We start from the raw sequence: 18985 nt of genomic DNA, 5'->3' as shown, positions 1-18985 counted from the left end.
GGAGAGAAGGGGACGACGAACATGCCCAACCTGACCCGTGCGCCGAACCGTCCGCTGATCATCCGGCTGTGCCTGCTCTTCCTCATCCTGGAAGGACTGGTCATCGGCGTCCACGCGCTGTTCTTCCCGCGCTACTTCTACGAGGAGTTCTTCCTCGGCGCGGGCTGGCTCAAGGCGATGGGCCCCTACAGCGAGCACCTCACCATGGACGCCGGTGCGCTGTACCTCGGGATGACCGTCGCGACGTTCCACGCGGCCCGCCGGATGACGCCCGACTACGTGCAGGGCATCTGCATCGCCCAGGCCGTCGCCGCCTTCCCGCACATGTGCTACCACATCTACCACTGGCGGATGTCGGGCTTCGTCGACACCATTCCGCAGGCCGGCACGCTGTTCGTCACCGTGGTGATCGGGCTCGTCGGCGCGTTCGTCTCCCGGCGCCACGAACAGGAGACGGCGCTCGCGCGGGACGCGGCGGCCCCGGCAGCGGCGACGCGGAACTGAGGGCGGCGCCCGACGTGCGCGAAGCGACCAGGGAACGTTTCGACGTGGCGGTGGTGGGCGGGCGGGTCGCGGGCTCCTCGGCCGCGGCCCACCTCGCCCGCGCCGGGCTCTCCGTCCTCCTGCTGGAGAGGGCGGACAGCCCCGGAGAGATCCTCTCGACACACACCATGCAGGACCTCGACTGCCTGGACCGGCTCGGCGTCCTGGAGCGGGTCCTGGCGACCGGCCCGCCGCCCATGCCGCGCTCCACGCTGTGGATGGACGACTGCGACCTGTCCGTCGGCCACCCCGAGCAGCCGTGGCTCTCGGTACGCCGCGCCACGCTGGACGGGCTGCTGCTGGAGACGGCACGGCGGGCCGGTGCCGAGGTCCGCCTCGGCTGCAAGGTGACCGGCCTGCTGCGGGACGGCCGCGACGAGCGGGTGCACGGGCTGCGCTACACCGGCCCGGACGGCCGCGAGGTCACCGTCTCCAGCCGGCTGGTCGTGGGCGCCGACGGGCGCAGCTCGACGGTGGCCAAGCTGACCGGCGCCCGCAAGTACCACCAGAGCTGGAACGAACGCGGCGCGGTGTGGCGGTACTTCGAGGGGCTGCCCGCGCCCCCGGAGTTCTTCTTCTGCCGGCGCGGCGACGATCTGCTGCTGGCAGCGCCGTGCGACCGGGGCCGGGTGCTGCTCGCCGTCCAGCCGGCGGTCGAGGACGCGTCCCGGTACCGGGCCGACGGGGAGATCGAGCGCACCTTCCGCCGGGCGGCCCGGCCGTGGGGGCGGGACGGCCACGAGTGGTCCGACCTGCTCGCACACGCCGAACCGGACGGCGCGGCCCGGATGGTGCTGCGCTACGCCTGCTTCTTCCGGGAGAGCGCGGGCCCCGGCTGGGTGCTGCTCGGCGACGCCGGCCACGTCAAGGACGTGGTCACCGGGCAGGGCATCTGCGACGCCATGCGGCACGCCGAGCGGCTCACCGCGCGGGTGATGCCCGCCTGGCGGTCCGACCGGGCGCTGGACGCCGCGACCCGCACCTGGTGGCACGCCCGCGACCGGGACGCGGCGCCCATGTACTGGCTCTCCCAGGACATGGGCAGGGCAGGCGTCTCCCCGGCGCTGTTCGGCAGCTTCTTCCAGCGCATCGCCGCCTCCGAGCGCCGGAAACTGCGGCTCCAGGAGGTGCTGGGCAGGCGCTACCCGGTGCGGCGGTTCATCGCCCCGTACCGGTTCGCCGCCGCGATCGCCGCCCGGCTGCGCTCCGGCGCGGCCCCCGCCGGGGCGACGCTGCGCGAGGCCGGCGCGCTGGTCCGCACCGAGGCACTGCGCCGCTGGGCCGCCGTGCGCCCGCACTACGAGCAGGGCGGCGCCCGGCCCGGACAGCGGGACGGCCGACGGGCCGGGCAGCAGGGAAGCCCCCGTGACCGGCGGCAGGACGGCCGGCTCGGCGGCACGGAGCCGGGGAGGGAGGAGCGGGCGCGGCCGGGCGAGCGGCGGCCGGCCCGCACCGGCGGGGACGGCGGCGGCAGCCGCGCGGCCGTCCCCGCCGCCGGGAAGACGACGGCACAGAAGGGTGGAGGAGATGGCGACGACCGAGGTGCAGACCCGTATCGCGCTGCCCGCACAGGAGGTGTTCGCGCTCATCGCGCAGCCGGACCGGCATCCCCTGTGGCAGAAGGATCTGACGAGTGACGGCCTCGTCTCCGGGGACGGCACGGCGGGCAGCCGGGGCCGCGAGGTCCGCCGGGTGATGGGCCGTTCGGTCACCACCGAGTACGAGATCACCGAGCACACCGACAGCACGGACGGCACGGACGGCACCGGCCCGATGGTCTGGGGCTTCCGTTCCCTGCGCGGCCCGATCGACATGGCGGGCGTCTTCACCTGCGCGCCCGCCGACGACGGCTGCGAGGTACGTGCCCGGATCAGCTTCGGCGGCTGGTCCGGGCAGGCCATGGCCCGGTTCGCCACCCGGCAGTTCGCCGGCTACCTGGACGATCTGAAGGAGCTCGCCGAGAGCGGCGGGCACCCGGCCGGCGACCCGGCGCCCCGGGCCTGAGACACACCAGCGACAGCAGGGACAGGCAGGAAGGGTGCCGATGATGCGCTCAGGACAGGGGCAGAACCCGACGGCCGGGTCGCCCCCCGCCGCGGCCGGCCCGGCCTCCCCGGCCGCCCGGACCGCCAGCACCACCAGGAACTCCCGGACCACCAGGACGACCAGGACCAGCGGCACCGCCCCGCATGCCCCGAACGCCCCGAACACCCGGGAGAGCGGCGCCACTTCGAGCCCCCCGCACACGCCGAGCGCCGACGGCACGACGAGCGGGACGGGCCCGACAGGCGCGTCGGGCGCGTCCGGCGCGTCAGGCACGTCAGGCACGACGGACACACCGCGGGCAGCCGGCACGCCGCAGGCCGCGGGCGCACCACAGGCCGCGGGCGCACCGAACGCCGGCAGTGCGGACTTCCGGCAGGTGATGAGCGGGCACGCGGCCGGCGTGGCGGTCGTGACCGCCGACGGCGGGGGCCGGCCGGCCGGTCTCACGGTGACCTCGCTGACGTCGTTCAGCGAACTGCCGCCCACCGTCTGCTTCAACGTCGGGGTGACGGCCCGCTCCCACGGGCCGGTCACCCGCGCCGACGCGCTCGGCGTGCATCTGCTCACCACCGGGCAGCGGCAGGTCGCCGAGGTCTTCGCCAGCCGCGCCGACGACAAGTTCAGCGGGCTCGACTGGTCGTGGGACGGGTCGGTGCCGCGGCTGCCGGAGGCGCTCGCCTATCTGCTGTGCCTGCCGGTGGCGGTCTTCCGGCACGGCGACCACAGCCTCGTCGTCGCCGAGGTCGTGCGCATGGAGTCCGAGGGCGGCGCGCCCCTGATCTATCTGCACAGGAGCCTGGGATGGCAGCTGGTCACGAACCCCTGAGCGCCGAGCCGGCCGGGCAGGAGTGGCCGGGCGCCTTCCGCGGCCCGTTCGACTCGGTGACCGAGCCCTTCACCGTCCGCAACCGGCACGGTGCCACCGTCCGCGGCACGCTCTCCCGGCCCGCGCGCCGGGCGGACGGCGGCGGTGCGGACGACGGTGCAGACGGCGGTGCGGACGGCGGTGCGGACGGCGGCACGGACAGCGGCGCCGACGGCCGCTCCGGCAGCCGGGCCGGCACCGGGCCGCCGCCGGTGGCCGTGGTGGTGGCCGGGCTGGGCCGGCCACGGCTGTGGACGGCGCTGCCCGGGCTGCATCTGCTCGCGAACGGCTTCACCGTCGTCCGCTTCGACCTCACCAACTCCGTGGGAGTGAGCGACGGCGACATCCTCGACTTCACCCTCACCCGGGCCTGCGAGGACCTGTGCGACGTCGCCCGGTGGGCACGGGACCGGTGCGGAACCCAGCGGGTGACCGCCGTGACGGCCAGCATCACCGGCCGGGCGGCACTGCGCGCCGCCGCGCTGGAGCCGGACCTGTTCGCGCTCGTCGGCACCCTGTGCGGCGTCGTCGACGTGCGGGCCACGCTCACCGCGCTGCTCAGCGGGCGGGACCTGGTCGGGCAGCTGCACCGGGGCGACGCGTCCGGACTGGACGGCGTGGGCACCCTGTTCGGGCACGACATCCGGCTGCGCGGCGTCGAAGGGCTCGTCCGCGACGACTGGGCCGGCACCGCCGGCACCGTCCGCGATCTGCGCACCGCGTCCCGCACCCGGTTCGTCGACTTCCACGCCGGAGGCGACCCCTGGATCCGGCGCACCGATGTGCGCGCGGTCTACGACTCCGTGCCGCACGCCCGCACCTTCTTCCTCCCGGACGCCGGCCACGAACTCAACCCGGCCCAGACCCGCCGCGCCCTCGCGGTGCTGCTGCGCGCCCACCGTGCCCTGACGGGCCCGCCGCCCGGTGGACGGCCCCGGCCGCCGCTGCGCACCCCCACCAGCGCACAGGTCTCCGCACAGCGCCGTGCCGAGAAGGCCCTGGACCGGTGGTGGCTCGCCCGGCAGCGCCCCGGCCCCGGCTCTGCTCCCGTCACCGCACCCGCCCCCGCCACCGCGCCCGTCGCCGCCGGCACCCCGGACCCGGCCGGCACCGCACCGGCCCACTGAAGCCCGCTGAAGCCCACAGAAGCCCACCGCCGAACGCCCCGTGTCCCGCTCCGCCGCGCCGAAGGGAACCACCTCGTGTATCCGGGTACGTACGCCGCCACCACGCCCGACAAGCCCGCCGTCGTCATGGCCGGGTCGGGCCGCACCCTCACCTACGCCGAACTCGACGACCGCTCCGCGCGGCTGGCCGCGGCCCTGCACCGGGCGGGCCTGCGCCCCGGGGATGTGATCGCGCTCCTGTCCGACAACGTCCCCGAGGCGTTCGAGGTGTACTGGGCCGCGCTCCGATCCGGCCTGTACATCACCGCCGTCAACCACCATCTGACGCCGCAGGAGGCGGCGTACATCGTCGAGGACAGCGGCGCGGCCGTCCTCGTCGCCTCCGCCGGAGTGGCCCCGCTCGCGGCCGAACTGGTGCCCGCCACGCCCGGCGTCCGCCACCGGTTCGCGTTCGGCGGCGACATCCCCGGCCACGCCTCCTACCGCGAGCTGCTGCGCAGCGCGCCCGAGCGGCTCGAACAGCAGCCGCGCGGCGCCGACATGCTCTACTCGTCCGGGACGACGGGCCGGCCCAAGGGCGTCAAACCCCCGCTGCCCGGCTTCGACGTGGACCAGCCCGGGGACCCCCTGACGGCCGTCGCCGGCCAGCTCCTCGGGCTCACCGCCGACGACGTCTACCTCTCCCCCGCGCCCGTCTACCACGCGGCGCCGCTGCGCTGGTGCGGTGTCGCCCACAGCCACGGCGGCACCGTCGTCCTCATGGAGAAGTTCGACGCGCGGGGCGCGCTCGACGCCATCCGGGAGCACGGCGTCACGGTCCTCCAGATGGTACCGACCCACTTCGTCCGCATGCTCCAACTGCCCGCCGACGTACGGGAGAAGGCCGATGTGAGCACCCTGCGGCACGCGGTGCACGCGGCGGCGCCCTGCCCGCCCGACGTCAAACAGGCGATGATCGACTGGTGGGGCCCGGTCCTCGTGGAGTACTACAGCTCCACCGAGGGCAACGGCCTCACGCTCATCACCTCCCCGGAGTGGGCCCAGCGGCCCGGCTCGGTCGGCAGGGCCCTGCTCGGCGAGGTGAAGATCTGCGCCGAGGACGGCACCGAGCTGCCGCCCGGCGAGGTCGGCACGGTCTACTTCGCCCGCGACGAGGCGCCGTTCAGCTACCACAACGACCCGGAGAAGACCGCCGCCTCCCGGCACCCCCGGCACCCGTCCTGGACCGCCGTCGACGACCTCGGCTACGTCGACGACGAGGGCTATCTGTTCCTCACCGACCGCGAGGCGTTCACGATCATCTCGGGTGGGGTGAACATCTATCCGCAGGAGATAGAGAACGTGCTCGCCCTGCACCCCGCCGTGCGCGACGTCGCCGTGATCGGCGTGCCCGACCCGGAGATGGGCCAGCAGGTGAAAGCCGTCGTCCAACTCCGCGACGGCCACACCCCCTCCCCCGCACTCGCCGACGACATCATCACCTCCGTCCGCACCCGCATGGCCCACTACAAGGCCCCCAAGTCCGTCGACTTCGTCCCCACACTGCCCCGCACGGCCACGGGCAAGCTGGTGAAGGGGGCCCTGACGGGGGGTTGAGCACGAGGCGACCGGCGGTTCGGGGACGCGCCTTCAGGCGAAGGTCAGGGCACCGGCAGCTCGATACCGATCGCGAGGACACCGAGTGCTTCCTTCTCGGGACCGTGGATCTCCCGGATCTGCGCGAGCTGCTGCGCACGGGACGCCGTCGGATTGACGTTCTCGGGCCCCTCGCCGTCGAGCAGCGCCTCGAACGACGGATACTCGCCGACCCGGGCCACGCGCACATCGACGGTCTCCTCCGTCCCCTTGGTCCGGAACCGGATCACATCCCCTGCGACGAGACCGGCGAGACGCGGGTACTTGACCCGCCCCTCGATCGTCTTCCTGCCCGCGGCGACGAGGCCGAAGTACCGGCGGTAGAGGTGGAGTTCGTGCACGCGGGGGGGTGGTCCGGTCATGGGGCGGGGACGGTCCTTTCCGGGGGTGTGATCAAGCAGGGGCTCAGCGATCAGTGAGACCCGGTTCACGACCGTCGCACTTCCTGAGCGGGCCCGCCCCTGCGGTGGACACCGCGGAGCCCGCCGGGTCCCCGAGCCGTCTCCCCTCGTCAAGGCAGGCTCTTCACCGCCCCCGGAGTGATCACGCCACCCGGTGCTCTGCCAGGAGCGCCGCGACCTCCGGCACGTCGCGGAACTTCTCCAGCCGGTGGAGGAGAGCAGAGGACCGCAGAGCGGCGCGCTCCGACGACCCGGCGGACGAGAGAGTGATGACGCGCTGAGTCGTCGCGGCTGCCTCCTCCGGTTCGTTGGCGTCGGCCAGCGCCATGGCCAGCCAGGAGGAGTACAGCGCCAGTTCGCGGGTGTGTGTGGTGTCGTACTGGTCGAGAACCCGGCGGAGGAGCGGCACGGCCCTGAGCGGGCGATGGAGTTCCGTGTGGACCCGGGCCTCCATGACCTCCAGCTCCCCGGCGTCGACCCAGTACAACCAGCTCGGCTCGCTCTCTCCGCCGTGCCCCGCCAGGGCCTCCCCGGCATCCCCCACCGCGCGCATGGCGGATTGCGCCTGACCCGTCATGGCGTAGGCCCACGCCACGCGGTCGAAGTTGAGGGCGCGGGCCCGAGGTGGAGCGCCCGGGGCACCGTCCAGGGCGGCCAAGGCCATCTCCCTGGCAGCCGACTCCTGGCCCGTGTTGCTGAGTTGGTAGGCCAGAGAGCCCAGAAGCTGACTGGCCAGCGTTGCGTCCCCGGCTGTGTGTGCGGCGGACAGCCCCAGGCGGTAGATGCGCTCCGCTTCGTCGTACCGTCCGGCGTCACTCGCCACCCAGCCGGCGATCTGGCCCAGTTCTCCGATGACGCGCAGGAGTTCACGGCCCACGTCCTCCGTGTGTGTGCTCTCCCGGTACAGGCGGACGGCTCCCCGGAGTTCTCGGAGGGCCGGGCCGATCAAGTCGTGCCCGTAGACCACGTCGTCCGCCAAGCGGAGAGCGTGGACCCGCTGGGACAGGGCGGACACGGCATTCGTCCCGATGCGGCGACCGGTTCGAACGTCCAGGGGCGCCAAGGGGTCGCCGGCCGGAAGGAAATCCGCTACGGACGCCGGGGGCGCCGGCGCTCTTCCAGCCGGAAGGTCGTCCTCTCCGAGCCGCAGCAACCGGCGCAGTCGGTCTGTCAGCTCGGGGGAAGGCTCCTGTTTCCCGGCCAGGACGCGGGAGAGATACGCGTGGTCGTAACTGAGTGCGCGTGAGGCAGAACGGATGGACATACGTCGGTCCTGCAACGCCTCCCGGACGCGCTCCACGAACTCCTCGGCGTGCCCCATGCGCCAAGAGTAACCGTCACCACGGAGTCACCGCCCGGTCACCAGCCGCGCTCGCCCGGCGGAGCAAGACTGTCGTTCAGCACGCCAAGAACCCCCCGCACGGCGTGACGGCCGGGGCGTGGACCACCTGTCAGCTGAAGGAGCCAGGCAGCCATGAAGCCGCGTACGCGATCGCCCTTCCAGGACGACATGGAAGGGACCGTGCCCCGGACCCGACGGCTCCACGTCGTCCCGTTTGCCCTGCCGGAAGGGCTCGTCCTTCCCGAGATGACACGGGGCTGTTCCCAGTGCGAGTACCTGTCGAAGCTCTATGTCGGCTATCGACGGATGCCCGAAGGTGCGCCGAAGCGGGGCATGTTGATGGGCTTCGCGCTGGGGCTGTGGCGGGAGCACGAGAGGGAACACGGGTGAACCGCCCCGCGCCGTGCGACGGCGCCCCGGACTCGGTCGTGCGGCACATCCGGACGCTCATCGCGCGGACCACGGTGGCGTCCTCCTGGCTCGCGGCCCGCGTCCGGTCAGAGTGTCAGGCCCCCACACCTCTCGGTCCGTCCGCCAGCGGACGTCTCGCCCCCGCGGCCCTACCATCGGAGGCAACGCCCCACGCCCGAGACCCCGTTGAGGTACACCCGTGAGTAACTGGGCCGATCTGACCACCGGTAGGCGCATCAAGGCCCTGCGGGGCTCCGATCTGACGCAGCAGGGCCTGGCCGAAGCGGCGGGCGTCAGTTACGCGTTGGTCCAGAAGGCCGAGCAGGACCGCGGCGAGCTGTCCGTCGGCTCCCTGCTCAAGCTCGCCGCCGCGCTGTGTACGGACGTGGGCGTGATCCTGGGCCAGCAGGCACCGCGCCGAGGCATGAGCAGGGACACCAGGGCCGCTGTTCGGCGGCTTTCCGACGCGGTGCACGACAGCGCGCTCGACGCCCGGCGAGGCACGGGGGATCCGAGCACGCTCAGCGAGCGCGCGCCGTCGAGTTGGTCGAGCAGGAGGAAGCGAGCGCGGTGCTCACGCCCCTGCGCTCGATGATCTCGACCGTTCCGCAGGAGTACGACGACGTCGCACGCACCGTCGAGCGGGCGGGCGGCTTCCTGCACGTCCTGCGCTCCGTCCCGGCCCGCCCGCACATCCCCTGCCGATGACCCCGGCCCGCCCAACGGCGCCCGCGTGGGCTCCGCCTCGGCCGCGTCCGATTCCGCGAGCGCCCCTACGAGACGGGGCAGATCGGCACATGCTCCCGCCCGGCGGGTGACGAGGCGCCCCGGTGGCATCACGTCCGAGGCGGTACCGGTGCCACGGTCAGCAGGGCCGAGAGGACCAGGACCGACACTGGAGGGCGTCCGGGACCGTCCAGAAAGGCAGGACATGACGCAGCGGTCGGGCTTCGAGGTCGAGTTCCTGGACGGGGTGGGCGCGGCGCGGGCCGAGGGGGCGTTCCGGCAGGTCTATGCCGAGGTGTTCGCCGAGCCGCCGTACTCCGAGACCGAGGAGGACGCCGCAGCCGCCTTCCGGCGCTTCCGCTCGCAGACCCGCAAAGAGGGCTTCCACGCCGCGCTGGCCCGCGCGGCGGGCGGCGAGGCCGTCGGCATGGCGTACGGCTACCCTCTCGGTCCCCGCACGGGCTGGTGGGACCGGCTCACCAAGCCCGTGCCCGAGGAGATGCGGCGCGAGGACGGGCGCCGGACCTTCGGCCTCATGGAGCTTGCCGTGCGTGCCGGATGGCGAGGGCGCGGCGTCGCGCGTCGGCTGCACGGGACGCTGCTCGGCGGTCTGGAGGCCGAGCGCGTGTTGCTGAACGTCCACCCGGAGGGCAAGGCAGCCCTGGCCGCGTACCGGTCGTGGGGGTACCGGAAGATCGGAGAGGCCCGGCCCTGGGCGGGTGCGGACCTCCATGACGTCCTGCTGCTCGACTTGGCGCACTGGGCGGCGAAGTCGTCGGTCGTGCAACGCAGCGCGCAGCGCCGAGGAGTAGCGCAACCGGTGCCCGTCCGCCCCGGTGGCATCACGTCCGAGGCGGTACCGGTGCCACGGTCAGCAGGGCCGAGAGGACCAGGACCGCGCTGAGGAAGGCCAGTTCCCAGGCGGTGGGGCGGAGGACCTCGGTGTAGGTGAGGCGGGTGCGGTCGCGCATCAGGACGCGGCGGGCCACGAGGGCGCAGACGGCGACGAGGGCGACGACGGCGAGTTTGACGAGCAGGGTGCGCCCGTAGGCGGAGGAGAGGGCGGCGTCCAGCGGGAGGCGGCGCAGGGTGCTGAAGGTGCCGGTGACGCAGATGGCGAGGAACAGCCAGAAGGCGCGCTTCGCGTAGGCGGCCAGCAGGGCGCGGGCGGCGCCCGGCTGACCGTGCCAGGCGCGCATGGTGCGCAGGGCGTGGATGAGTCCGCCGGTCCACAGCACGGTCGAGGTGAGGTGGACGAGGGTAAGGCAGACGCCGATGGCGGGGGTGTCCGCCTCGGGGTGGGCGCGCAGTGCCTCGCCGAGGACGACTCCGGCCAGGGGGACGGCGGCCCACACGGGACGGCCGAGGAACACGCACAGGGCCGCGAGGAGGAAGCCGTTGGCCTCCAGGAAGGCCAGCAGACCGTCGCGGGTGGCGTAGATCTCGCTGAGTTCGGGGAGCCCGGCGGTCAGGGTGCCGTCGCCGGCGGCGGCCATGGAGGCGAGGCCGAGCGCGGCGATCATTCCGGCGAAGGCGGCGCCGGCGGCCCATTCGCGGGGCTGGCGCGGTCCGTTGCCGGAGGGGTCGGCGACGCCGGGGGTGGCGGGCCCGCCGGGCAGGGACGCGGCGACGTCCCGGGCGAGGCGGCGTCCGGCGATCTCGCCGAGCTGGATGCACAGCGCGACGAAGAGGACGGAGCGCAGCAGGGTCGTGCTTCCGCCGCCGGGTATGTGCAGATCGTGCGTGCTGTCGGTGGCGAGGTCCGTGCCGTACAGGGCGAGGACGGCCAGGACGGCGGCGCAGGCCGTGACCAGCACGGCGGGCAGCGCGGCTCGTCTTCGGCCGCCTCCCTGCCGGGTCCCGCGCGGTGCCCGGTGCCGCCCCCGGCCCTTGGCGAGGGCGGGCGCTTTACGGGCAGGCGGGACGTGGGGAGACGAATCGGGCTGGGTCACAGCGCAATTCTGCCCGGAGGGGGCCACGGGCCCACAGTGCCCCGGTCACGGCCCGGCCACGAAGCCGGGGTGGGGAGCCGCCACGTCCAGGCCGTCGCGTCGAGACCGCCATGCCGAGGCCGTCACGCCGAGGCCGTCATGTCGAGACCGTCGCCTCCGGGCCGTCACGTCGAGACCGTCACGCCAACGCCACCCTGCTGGGGCCCCGCGTCGGAGCCGCTGCCTCGAAGCCGACACCTTGAAGCCGCCACTTCGAGGCCACCAACGTCGGAGCCGACACCTCGCAGCCATCACGTCGAAATCGCTGTCCCGAAGCCAACGCCTCGGAGCCGACACCTCGAAGCCACCACGTCGAAGCCGCAACCTCGGAGCCGCCGCCTGGACGACGCTGCTTCGATGCCACCGCTCGGAGCCATCGCTTCGGAGCCACCACCCCGAAGCCACCACCGCGGACCCACCACACCGGAGGCGACGCCTCGCAACCGACGCCGTGACGCCGACGCCGTGACGCCGCCGCCCGGACGCCGCCGCTGCGAAGCCCCCGCTTCCGGCCGGGCCCCGCTGGGCCCCGCCGGGCGCCGCCGGGCGCCGTCGGGCTACTCCCCCTTCAGCCCCCACAGCCAGACCTTCCAGGTCTCGGGGTTGCTCTTGACCCACTTGCCGGCCGCGGCCTCGGGCGTCATCCCGTCCTCGGCGATCATGCGCGCGACCTCGTTCTGGTCCTGTTCGCTCCACTGGAAGTTCTTGAGGAACTCGGCGGCCTTGCCGCCCTTCCTGCTGAAGTCCTTGGACAGGTACTTCTTCAGCGACGAGGACGGGTAGCCGCACTTGACCGCTTCGGTGTCCTCGTCGCAGCCGGCGTAGTGCTCGGGGAGTCGGACCTCCTTCAGCCCGGCGTCGGCGGCCAGCCAGTGCGGGCGCCACCAGTAGGTGAGGAACGGTTCGTGCTTGCGGACCTTCTCCTGGATGGTCTCGATCTGTGCGGACTCGGAGCCGGTGTAGACGGCGTCGTAGTCGAGGTGGAGGTTCTTGAGGAGCGCCTCGTCGTGGGTGACGAAGCCGCGCGAGCCCTCGATGAGCTGGCCGCGGTCGCCGCTCCTGCCGCCGCGCAGCAGCGGTGCGTACCGGTTGAGTTTCCGCCAGTCGGTGATGTCCGGATGCTTGTCGACGAGGTACGCGGGGACGTACCAGCCGATCTTTCCGGTGATGCCGACGTCGCCGGCGGGCACCATCGTCTTCTTCTTGTAGACGTAGCGGCGGGCCAGCTGCGGGTGGCCCCAGTCCTCCAGGATGGCGTCGGCCTTGCCGGCGCCGACGGACCGCCAGGCGTCGTCCGTCTCCATCTTCTTCGTGGTGACGTGGTAGCCCAGCTCGTGTTCGAGGAGGTAGGCGGCGACGGCGACATTGGCCTCACCGCCGGTCCAGGTGGGCACGGTGAGCCGGACGGTGCCGGCCTCGTCGGAGCCCGGGTCGCCGGCGCACGCGCCGAGGGTGAGCGGTGCGAGCAGGGCGAAGGCCAGGGCGGCGGTCTTCGCGCGGGAGCGGCGCAGGAGGCGGGACATGCGCAGGGGACGGATTCTGGTGCGGGGTGCCGCAGACATGGGACGCGCTGATCCTGGGTGTAGGAATTCGGAACGTGACCGGCTCGATTCTAACGGGGGCCGTAATACGCCGCTTTCCTGGGGGAGTTGAAACCGGGGGTAACCGCGGTGTGCGACCGCATGCACACCGCGGCGGGCCGCCCGGAGATACAGCGCCCCCGCCCTCCGCGAGGGGGATGCGGAGAGCGGGGGCGGGTGTGTGCGGCGCGGCCGGCGCGGAATTCCGCTGCGGGCCGGCTCACTTGTGCCGGATCACTTGTGCCGACTCACTGTGCCGGATCACTTGTGCCGGATCACCTGTGCCGGATCAGTGGGTCCGCCTGTGACGGCTCACTTGTCGGGCAGCCACTTCTCCCAGGTGTCGCGGTTCTCCTTGACCCACTTGGCCGCGGCCTCGTCGGTGTCCATCTTGTCGATGGTCATCCACTTGACGACCTCGGTCTGCTGCTCGGTCGTCCAGTTCATCTTCTTGAGGAATTCCGCGGCCTTTCCGCCGTTCTCCGCGAAGTCCCGGTTCATGAACTTCGTCAGCGGCGTGTACGGATAGGCGCAGTCCACCTTGGAGGCCACCGCGTCGCACCCCTTGGTGCGCTTGGGCAGCTTGACCTCCGTCATCGGCACCTTCGAATTGAGCCACTGCGGAATCCACCAGTAGGTGAGGAACGGCTCCTTCTTCGCGGCGCGCTTCTGGATCTCCTTGGTCTGCGCGGCCTCACTGCCGGCGTAGACCGTCTTGTACGGCAGATCCAGATTCTTGATGATGGCGTCGTCGTAGGTGCTGAACGACGGCGAGCCCTCCAGGAGTTGGCCCTTGTCGCCGCTCTCCGGGGTCTGGAAGTACTTCTTCAGCTTGGGAAGATTCCTCCAGTCCTTCACCTCGGGGTGCTTCTTGGCGAAGTACGTCGGCACGTACCAGCCGATGTGACCGGTCACGCCGAGTTCCCCGGCGTTGACGACGGTCTTCAGCTCCTCGACGTACTTCTTCTCCTTCTTCGGCACACCGCGCCAGTCCTCCAGCATGGCGTCGGCACGCCCGGTGTTGAGCGCGTCGAACATGACGGGCTCGTCCATCTGGAGCGTCTTGACCCGGTAGCCCATCTGCTTTTCGAGGATCTGCTTGGCCACCGCGACGTTCGCCTCGGACCCGGCCCAGGCCGCCACCGGCAGGGTGACGGTGTTCGGGCTCCCGCTGTAGTACGGGTCGGCCTTGCCGCAGGAGGTCAGGCCGAGGGTGAGGGCCAGCGCCCCGGTCGCGGCCAGGGTGGACTTCAGCAGCCGGGAGCGCCGGGCGCCCCGCAGCCGGGTGAGGATGCTGGGGTTCACTTCGTACCTCCGCGCTTGCCGGCGCCCGCGGACTGGGTCAGCCGGTCGAGCAGCAGGCCCAGGCAGACGATGGCGACACCGGCCGAGAGGCCGACGCCCAGGTCGCTCTTCTGGAGCCCGTAGACGACGTCGTAGCCGAGCGCGCCGCCGCCCACCAGACCGCCGATGACGACGATGGCCAGCACCAGGACGACACCCTGGTTGCAGGCGAGCATCAGCGAGGGGCGGGCCAGCGGCAGTTGGACCTGGCGCAGTTGCTGCCAGCCGGTGCCGCCCAGCGAGCGGGACGCCTCCAGCGCGGCCGGGTCGACGGTGCGCAGGCCCTGCGCCGTGATGCGGATGACGGCGGGCAGCGCGTAGATGACGGCCGCGAGGATGGCCGCGGGGCGGCCCACGCCGACCAGCGCCACGACCGGCACCAGGTAGACGAACTGCGGCATCGTCTGCATGACGTCCAGGACGGGCCGGATCAGCCGCATCACCCAGCGCGAGCGTGCGGCGAGGATGCCGATGACCAGCCCCGCGACGAGCGTGCACACCATGGAGACGATCACCTGGGACAGGGTGTCCATGGACTTGTCCCACAGGCCGAGCACGCCGATGACGGCGAGCGACAGCACACCGGTCATCCCGGCCCGCCAGGAGCCGGCCAGCCAGGCCAGCACGGCGACCAGCAGCAGCACACCCCACCAGGGCGCGGCCTGCATGGCGTCCCGCATCGGGTTGAGCACCCAGGAGGTGAAGTGCGCGGCCCACACGTCGGTGCCGCCGAGCACGGGCACACCGTCGGAGATGGCCTTGGTGAAGGAGTTGATGGCGTTGGTGATCGGCGCGGACACCGAGGCGGTCCAGTCGGTCGGCCAGGAGCGCTCGCCGACCGGCCCGAGCAGGCTGGCCACGACGGCGAAGACGACCAGCGCGGCGGCGATCAGCCGGGCGCCGAGGCGCTCCAGCGTCAGCGCGCCGGTGTCCCCCGCGGGCGCGGAGCCGGGCGAGGACTCCAGCCGGTCGCCGGCCGCGGCGGTGACGCGGTCGAGCCAGATGGCGATCAGCACGATGCAGACACCGGCGATCAGCGACATGCCGACGTTGTCCTTGGCGAGCGCCTGGTAGACCTTGTCGCCCAGGCCGCCGGCGCCGATGACGGATGCCATGACGACCATGGACAGCGCCATCATGATCGTCTGGTTGAGGCCGAGCAGCATCTCCTTGCGGGCCAGCGGCAGCCGGGCCGTCCACAGCCGCTGCCAGGAGCCGGCACCCAGTGAGCGGGACGCCTCCAGCGCGGCCGGGTCGGCGCCGCGCAGGCCCAGCGAGGTGAGGCGGGCCATCGGCGGCGCGGCGTAGATGACGGTGGACACCAGCGCGGCGGGCGAGCCGATGCCGAACAGCAGCACCAGCGGCAGCAGATACGCGAAGGCCGGCATGACCTGCATGGTGTCGAACACGGGGCGCAGGATGCGGTCGCCGCGGTCGCTGAGCCCGGCGATCAGGCCGAGCAGCACACCGATGACGGCGGAGGCGGCGACGGCCACGATCATCAGCGCGAGCGTGGACATCGCGTACTCCCACAGCCCGAGCACGCCGAAGACGGCGAAGATGCAGGCCGTCAGCAGGGCGATGCGCAGTGCACGCGCCTTCAGTCCGGCGCCCGCGACCCACCAGGAGGCGGCGGTGGCCAGCACGGTCACGCCCAGCCAGCCCAGGTTGCTGAGGAAGGTGAAGACGTAGTCGACGCCGCCCTCGGACCAGTTGGAGATGTGCAGCAGGAAGTACAGGAACAGCGGGCTGGTGGCGCGGTTGTCCGTCAGCCAGTTACTGGCGTCGTCCAGCGGGCCCTTCACGTCGAAGGTGAGGGCCTTGGGCCAGGTGCCGTCGAAGGCGACGGCACCGGCGACGAGCGCGACGAGGACGACGATCAGCGCCATCAGCGCGGGCCGCCCGGCCAGGCCGCGGCGCAGCTGTTCGCCGGCGCCGGCGGCCGGGGCGCCGTCCTTGCCCTGGGTCAGGGTGGTGGTGCTCATATCAGCCCCTTGCGCGGGCCGGTACGGCGGAGCGTCCGGCGGGCGGCGGGCCGAGCGGCGGGGGCGAGGCGGTGGTTGCTCATACGGCGGCCACCGCCTTCTGTTCGCCGCCGTCCTCCTCGCCGGTCAGCCCGGCGACGACGTTCAGCAGGCGGGCGTTGTCGACGACGCCGAGGGTGCGGCCGTTCTCCACGACGCGGCAGTGCTCGCCGCTGCGGGCGACGGCCTCGACGGCGTCCACGACGAGGGTGTCGGGCTCCAGCGCGGCGCCGGTGTCGGCCTCGCCCTTCTTGCAGGGGCGCATCGCGCGGCGCACCGAGATGACCTGCTCGCGGGGGACGTCGCGGACGAAGTCGCGCACGTACTCGTCGGCGGGGTTGGCGACGATCTCCTCGGGGGTGCCCAGCTGGACGACCTGGCCGTCGCGCATCAGGGCGATGCGGTCGCCCAAGCGCAGCGCCTCGTTGAGGTCGTGGGTGATGAAGACCATCGTGCGGCCCTCTTCGCTGTGCAGCCGGATGACCTCCTCCTGCATGTCGCGCCGGATCAGCGGGTCGAGCGCGCTGAACGGCTCGTCGAACAGCAGGACCTCGGGGTCGACGGCGAGGGCGCGGGCCAGGCCGACGCGCTGCTGCTGGCCGCCGGAGAGCTGGCCGGGGCGGCGCTCGCCGAGGCCGTCGAGGCCGACCTTGGTGACCATCTCGGCGGCGCGGGCGCGGCGTTCGGCCCTGCCGACGCCCTGGATCTCCAGGCCGTAGGCGACGTTGTCGACGACGGTGCGGTGCGGCAGCAGGCCGAAGTTCTGGAACACCATCGAGGCCCGGTGCCGGCGCAGCTCGCGCAGCCGGTCCTTGTCCATGCCGATGACGTCGTCACCGTTGAACTCCAGGGTGCCCGCCGTGGGTTCGATCAGCCGGGTCAGACAGCGCACCAGGGTGGACTTGCCGGAGCCGGACAGGCCCATGACGACGAAGACCTCGCCTTTGCGCACGTCGAAGGAGACGTCGCGGACGGCCGCCGTGCAGCCGGTCTTCTCCCGCAGCTCGGCCTGCGACAGGCCGGTCACGGACTCGTCGTGCGGGATCCGTTCGGCCTTGGGGCCGAACACCTTCCACAGGTTGCGGACGGAGAAGACGGCCTTGCCCGCCTCGTCCGCGCTCGTGTTCCGCTCCGCCGCGGTGGCTGCCTCGGTGGTCTCGGACATCACGCAACACCTCCCGGTGCCGTGGTCTCGTCGGGCCGGATGAGATCGACCGCCTTCTCACCGAGCATCAGCACGCCGATCATCGGGTTGACGGCGGGCATGGTCGGGAAGACGGAGGCGTCCGCGATACGGATGCCCTCCAGTCCCCGGATACGCAACTCGGGGTCGACGACGGCGAGTTCGTCGTCCGCCGCACCCATGCGGCAGGTGCCCGCCGGGTGGTAGACGGTGTGCGCTGCCTTGCGCACCAGTTCGCTGATCTCCTCGTCGGAGGTGACCTCGGGGCCGGGGAAGACCTCACGCTTGAGCCACTTGGCGAACGGCTCGGCCTGCGCGACCTTGCGGGCCAGCTTGATGCCGTCGACGAGGGTGCGGCCGTCGTAGTCGTCCTCGTCCTCGAAGTACTTGAAGTCGAGGGCGGGCTTGACCTCCGGGTCGGCGGAGGTGAGGTAGACGCGGCCGCGGGAGCGGGACTTGGGGATGTTCGGCGTCATCGACACGCCGTGCTCGGGGCGTTCGTACCCCAGCCGCTCGGGGTTGTCGGTGAAGGGGATCTGGTAGAAGTGGAACATCAGGTCGGGCCCCTTGTGGTCCGGGTCCCGCTTGACGAACAGACCGGCGTCGGAGTCCATCGCGGAGTTCTCCGGGATCGGCCCGTCGGTCTCCCACACGATCACCGACTCGGGGTGGTCGATGAGGTTCTCGCCCACGCCCTGAAGGTCGTGCACGACCGGGATCCCCAGCGCCTCCAGGTCCTGCCGGCGGCCGATGCCGGAGTGGTTCAGCAGCCGCGGCGTGTCGACGGCGCCGGCGCACACCAGCACCTCCCGCTTCGCGGTCAGCAGCTGCTCGGTGCCGTCCTTGCGGCGCACATGGACGCCGGTGGCGCGCTTGCCGTCCAGCTCCAGCTTGTACGCCCAGGTCTCCAGCAGGATGTGCAGGTTGGGGCGGTCGCCGGCCTCGATGTGCGGGTGCAGGTAGGCGACGGAGGCGGAGGAGCGCTTGTTGTTCTCCGGGTGGTAGGAGAGGTCGAAGAAGCCGACGCCCTCCTCGAACGGCCGGTCGTTGAAGCCGACGACCTCGGGCACGTCCAGGGCGTCCTTGGCGGCGTCGATCCAGTCCTGCGCGATGGCGTTCTGGTCCTTCTTGGCGACGCGCACGATGTTGTTGCGCAGCTTGCCGAAGTAGGGCTCCATCGCCTCGGCGCCCCAGCCGGCGGCGCCGTTCGCCTCCCACTCGTCCCAGTCGGACGGCAGCGGCTTGAAGGATATGAGCGTGTTGTGCGAGGAGCAGCCGCCCAGCACCTTGGCCCGGCTGTGCAGGATGTGGGAGTTGCCGCGGGGCTGTTCGGTCGTCGTGTACTCGTAGTCGAGTTCACCGCCGAGCAGGCCGAGCCACTTGCGCAGCGTGAGGACCTCGGGGCGGTCGATGTCGGAGGGGCCGCCCTCGATCAGCGCGACGGTGACGTCCGGGTCCTCGGTGAGCCGCGAGGCGATCACGGAGCCGGCCGTTCCGCCGCCGACGATCACGTAGTCGTAGGGGGACTGGGGGCTGGACATGCGGGTCTTGCTCCTTGAGGGGGTCCACACGTCCGCGAAGGATCGCGGACGTTCGGGGGTCGTGCGGGGTCGTGGGGGTCGGGTGCGCGGGGCTGCCGGGCGTACGGGACCTCACGGGATACGGGCGGGCCGCCGCCGGGACGGATCCGTCCCGGCGGTGTCCGGGCCCGGGCCCGGGTCCCGGCCGGAGGGGCCGCCGGCGCGACGGACGGTGGTCGACCGGCCG

16 protein-coding genes and 1 pseudogene are annotated in these 18985 nt (G+C 72.4%); 9 read left to right on the top strand and 8 right to left on the bottom strand.

Going from position 1 to position 18985, the window contains the following annotated elements:
* Positions 1 to 21 precede the first annotated feature (21 nt).
* The 6 genes from SCA03_RS07125 (at position 22) to SCA03_RS07095 (ending at position 6177) form a co-directional block, all read left to right on the top strand.
* Positions 22 to 504, top strand: a complete 483-nt coding sequence (locus SCA03_RS07125; protein ID WP_051846237.1) for a hypothetical protein — start codon at positions 22 to 24, stop codon at positions 502 to 504.
* Positions 505 to 518: 14 nt separating this feature from the next.
* The gene (locus SCA03_RS07120) at positions 519 to 2180 is read left to right on the top strand and encodes an NAD(P)/FAD-dependent oxidoreductase (protein WP_141275259.1); all 1662 of its coding nucleotides are present in this window, start codon (positions 519 to 521) and stop codon (positions 2178 to 2180) included.
* On the top strand, positions 2071 to 2547 hold the full coding sequence (locus SCA03_RS07115) for an SRPBCC family protein (RefSeq protein WP_078874862.1): 477 nt from the start codon (positions 2071 to 2073) through the stop codon (positions 2545 to 2547). Before SCA03_RS07120 ends, SCA03_RS07115 begins: the two co-directional genes overlap by 110 nt.
* Positions 2548 to 2968: 421 nt before the next feature.
* Entirely contained in the window at positions 2969 to 3415 is a 447-nt protein-coding gene (locus tag SCA03_RS07105; RefSeq protein ID WP_078872703.1) for a flavin reductase family protein, read from the top strand.
* Positions 3391 to 4581 carry an alpha/beta hydrolase family protein gene (locus SCA03_RS07100; protein ID WP_141275258.1) on the top strand — a complete coding sequence of 397 codons (1191 nt, stop codon included), beginning with the start codon at positions 3391 to 3393 and terminating at the stop codon, positions 4579 to 4581. The genes SCA03_RS07105 and SCA03_RS07100 overlap by 25 nt, the downstream gene beginning before the upstream one ends.
* Positions 4582 to 4656: 75 nt before the next feature.
* Entirely contained in the window at positions 4657 to 6177 is a 1521-nt protein-coding gene (locus SCA03_RS07095) for an acyl-CoA synthetase (protein WP_086818217.1), read from the top strand.
* Positions 6178 to 6221: 44 nt separating this feature from the next.
* Here the strand turns inward: SCA03_RS07095 and SCA03_RS07090 are convergent, their stop codons facing one another.
* Together SCA03_RS07090 and SCA03_RS07085 are read right to left on the bottom strand one after the other, a co-directional pair.
* On the bottom strand, positions 6222 to 6578 hold the full coding sequence (locus SCA03_RS07090) for an ASCH domain-containing protein (protein WP_086818216.1): 357 nt from the start codon (positions 6576 to 6578) through the stop codon (positions 6222 to 6224).
* Positions 6579 to 6759: 181 nt separating this feature from the next.
* Positions 6760 to 7938 carry an NsdA family TPR-like regulatory protein gene (locus tag SCA03_RS07085; protein WP_503827388.1) on the bottom strand — a complete coding sequence of 393 codons (1179 nt, stop codon included), beginning with the start codon at positions 7936 to 7938 and terminating at the stop codon, positions 6760 to 6762.
* Between the two features lie 153 nt (positions 7939 to 8091).
* Here SCA03_RS07085 and SCA03_RS07080 point away from each other — a divergent pair, with 153 nt between their 5' ends.
* The 3 genes and pseudogenes from SCA03_RS07080 to SCA03_RS07065 all read left to right on the top strand — a co-directional run.
* Positions 8092 to 8349, top strand: coding sequence for a hypothetical protein (locus tag SCA03_RS07080; protein WP_086818215.1), 258 nt, complete (start codon positions 8092 to 8094; stop codon positions 8347 to 8349).
* A 220-nt stretch (positions 8350 to 8569) separates the two neighbouring features.
* On the top strand, positions 8570 to 8965 hold the full coding sequence (locus SCA03_RS07075; protein WP_371863899.1) for a helix-turn-helix domain-containing protein: 396 nt from the start codon (positions 8570 to 8572) through the stop codon (positions 8963 to 8965).
* 336 nt (positions 8966 to 9301) lie between these two features.
* Positions 9302 to 9850 (top strand): annotated as a pseudogene (locus SCA03_RS07065) (GNAT family N-acetyltransferase); the annotation flags it as partial.
* Positions 9851 to 9938: 88 nt separating this feature from the next.
* Here SCA03_RS07065 and SCA03_RS07060 read toward each other — a convergent pair.
* The 6 genes from SCA03_RS07060 to SCA03_RS07035 all read right to left on the bottom strand — a co-directional run bounded on the left by SCA03_RS07060 (position 9939) and on the right by SCA03_RS07035 (position 18759).
* The gene (locus SCA03_RS07060) at positions 9939 to 11048 is read right to left on the bottom strand and encodes a CopD family protein (RefSeq protein WP_078874860.1); all 1110 of its coding nucleotides are present in this window, start codon (positions 11046 to 11048) and stop codon (positions 9939 to 9941) included.
* 596 nt (positions 11049 to 11644) lie between these two features.
* Entirely contained in the window at positions 11645 to 12610 is a 966-nt protein-coding gene (locus tag SCA03_RS07055; protein ID WP_030874561.1) for a glycine betaine ABC transporter substrate-binding protein, read from the bottom strand.
* A 369-nt stretch (positions 12611 to 12979) separates the two neighbouring features.
* Positions 12980 to 13972 carry an ABC transporter substrate-binding protein gene (locus tag SCA03_RS07050; RefSeq protein ID WP_230988513.1) on the bottom strand — a complete coding sequence of 331 codons (993 nt, stop codon included), beginning with the start codon at positions 13970 to 13972 and terminating at the stop codon, positions 12980 to 12982.
* The gene (locus tag SCA03_RS07045) at positions 13969 to 15996 is read right to left on the bottom strand and encodes an ABC transporter permease (RefSeq protein WP_030874565.1); all 2028 of its coding nucleotides are present in this window, start codon (positions 15994 to 15996) and stop codon (positions 13969 to 13971) included. The genes SCA03_RS07050 and SCA03_RS07045 overlap by 4 nt, the downstream gene beginning before the upstream one ends.
* Positions 15997 to 16075: 79 nt before the next feature.
* Complete coding sequence (locus SCA03_RS07040) at positions 16076 to 17200, bottom strand: quaternary amine ABC transporter ATP-binding protein (RefSeq protein WP_030874567.1); 1125 nt, start codon at positions 17198 to 17200, stop codon at positions 16076 to 16078.
* Positions 17200 to 18759 (bottom strand): GMC family oxidoreductase, encoded by a 1560-nt coding sequence (locus tag SCA03_RS07035; protein WP_086818212.1) that lies wholly within the window; start codon positions 18757 to 18759, stop codon positions 17200 to 17202. Before SCA03_RS07035 ends, SCA03_RS07040 begins: the two co-directional genes overlap by 1 nt.
* Between the last annotated feature and the right edge of the window lie 226 nt (positions 18760 to 18985).

The sequence above is a fragment of the Streptomyces cacaoi genome, from assembly GCF_006539165.1.
Classification (GTDB): Bacteria; Actinomycetota; Actinomycetes; order Streptomycetales; family Streptomycetaceae; genus Streptomyces; species Streptomyces cacaoi.
Note: the sequence above shows the minus strand (reverse complement) of the source record. Positions and strands in the feature narration are given on the sequence as shown.

What these genes read in the sequence shown, in the direction of transcription:
- SCA03_RS07040 (WP_030874567.1), bottom strand. Translation starts at nt 17,200, where the DNA reads ATGTCCGAGACCACCGAGGCAGCCACCGCGGCGGAGCGGAACACGAGC.
- SCA03_RS07045 (WP_030874565.1), bottom strand. Translation starts at nt 15,996, where the DNA reads ATGAGCACCACCACCCTGACCCAGGGCAAGGACGGCGCCCCGGCCGCC.
- SCA03_RS07105 (WP_078872703.1), top strand. Translation starts at nt 2,969, where the DNA reads ATGAGCGGGCACGCGGCCGGCGTGGCGGTCGTGACCGCCGACGGCGGG.
- SCA03_RS07055 (WP_030874561.1), bottom strand. Translation starts at nt 12,610, where the DNA reads ATGTCCCGCCTCCTGCGCCGCTCCCGCGCGAAGACCGCCGCCCTGGCC.
- SCA03_RS07035 (WP_086818212.1), bottom strand. Translation starts at nt 18,759, where the DNA reads ATGTCCAGCCCCCAGTCCCCCTACGACTACGTGATCGTCGGCGGCGGA.
- SCA03_RS07115 (WP_078874862.1), top strand. Translation starts at nt 2,071, where the DNA reads ATGGCGACGACCGAGGTGCAGACCCGTATCGCGCTGCCCGCACAGGAG.
- SCA03_RS07080 (WP_086818215.1), top strand. Translation starts at nt 8,092, where the DNA reads ATGAAGCCGCGTACGCGATCGCCCTTCCAGGACGACATGGAAGGGACC.
- SCA03_RS07090 (WP_086818216.1), bottom strand. Translation starts at nt 6,578, where the DNA reads ATGACCGGACCACCCCCCCGCGTGCACGAACTCCACCTCTACCGCCGG.
- SCA03_RS07100 (WP_141275258.1), top strand. Translation starts at nt 3,391, where the DNA reads ATGGCAGCTGGTCACGAACCCCTGAGCGCCGAGCCGGCCGGGCAGGAG.
- SCA03_RS07125 (WP_051846237.1), top strand. Translation starts at nt 22, where the DNA reads ATGCCCAACCTGACCCGTGCGCCGAACCGTCCGCTGATCATCCGGCTG.
- SCA03_RS07085 (WP_503827388.1), bottom strand. Translation starts at nt 7,938, where the DNA reads ATGGGGCACGCCGAGGAGTTCGTGGAGCGCGTCCGGGAGGCGTTGCAG.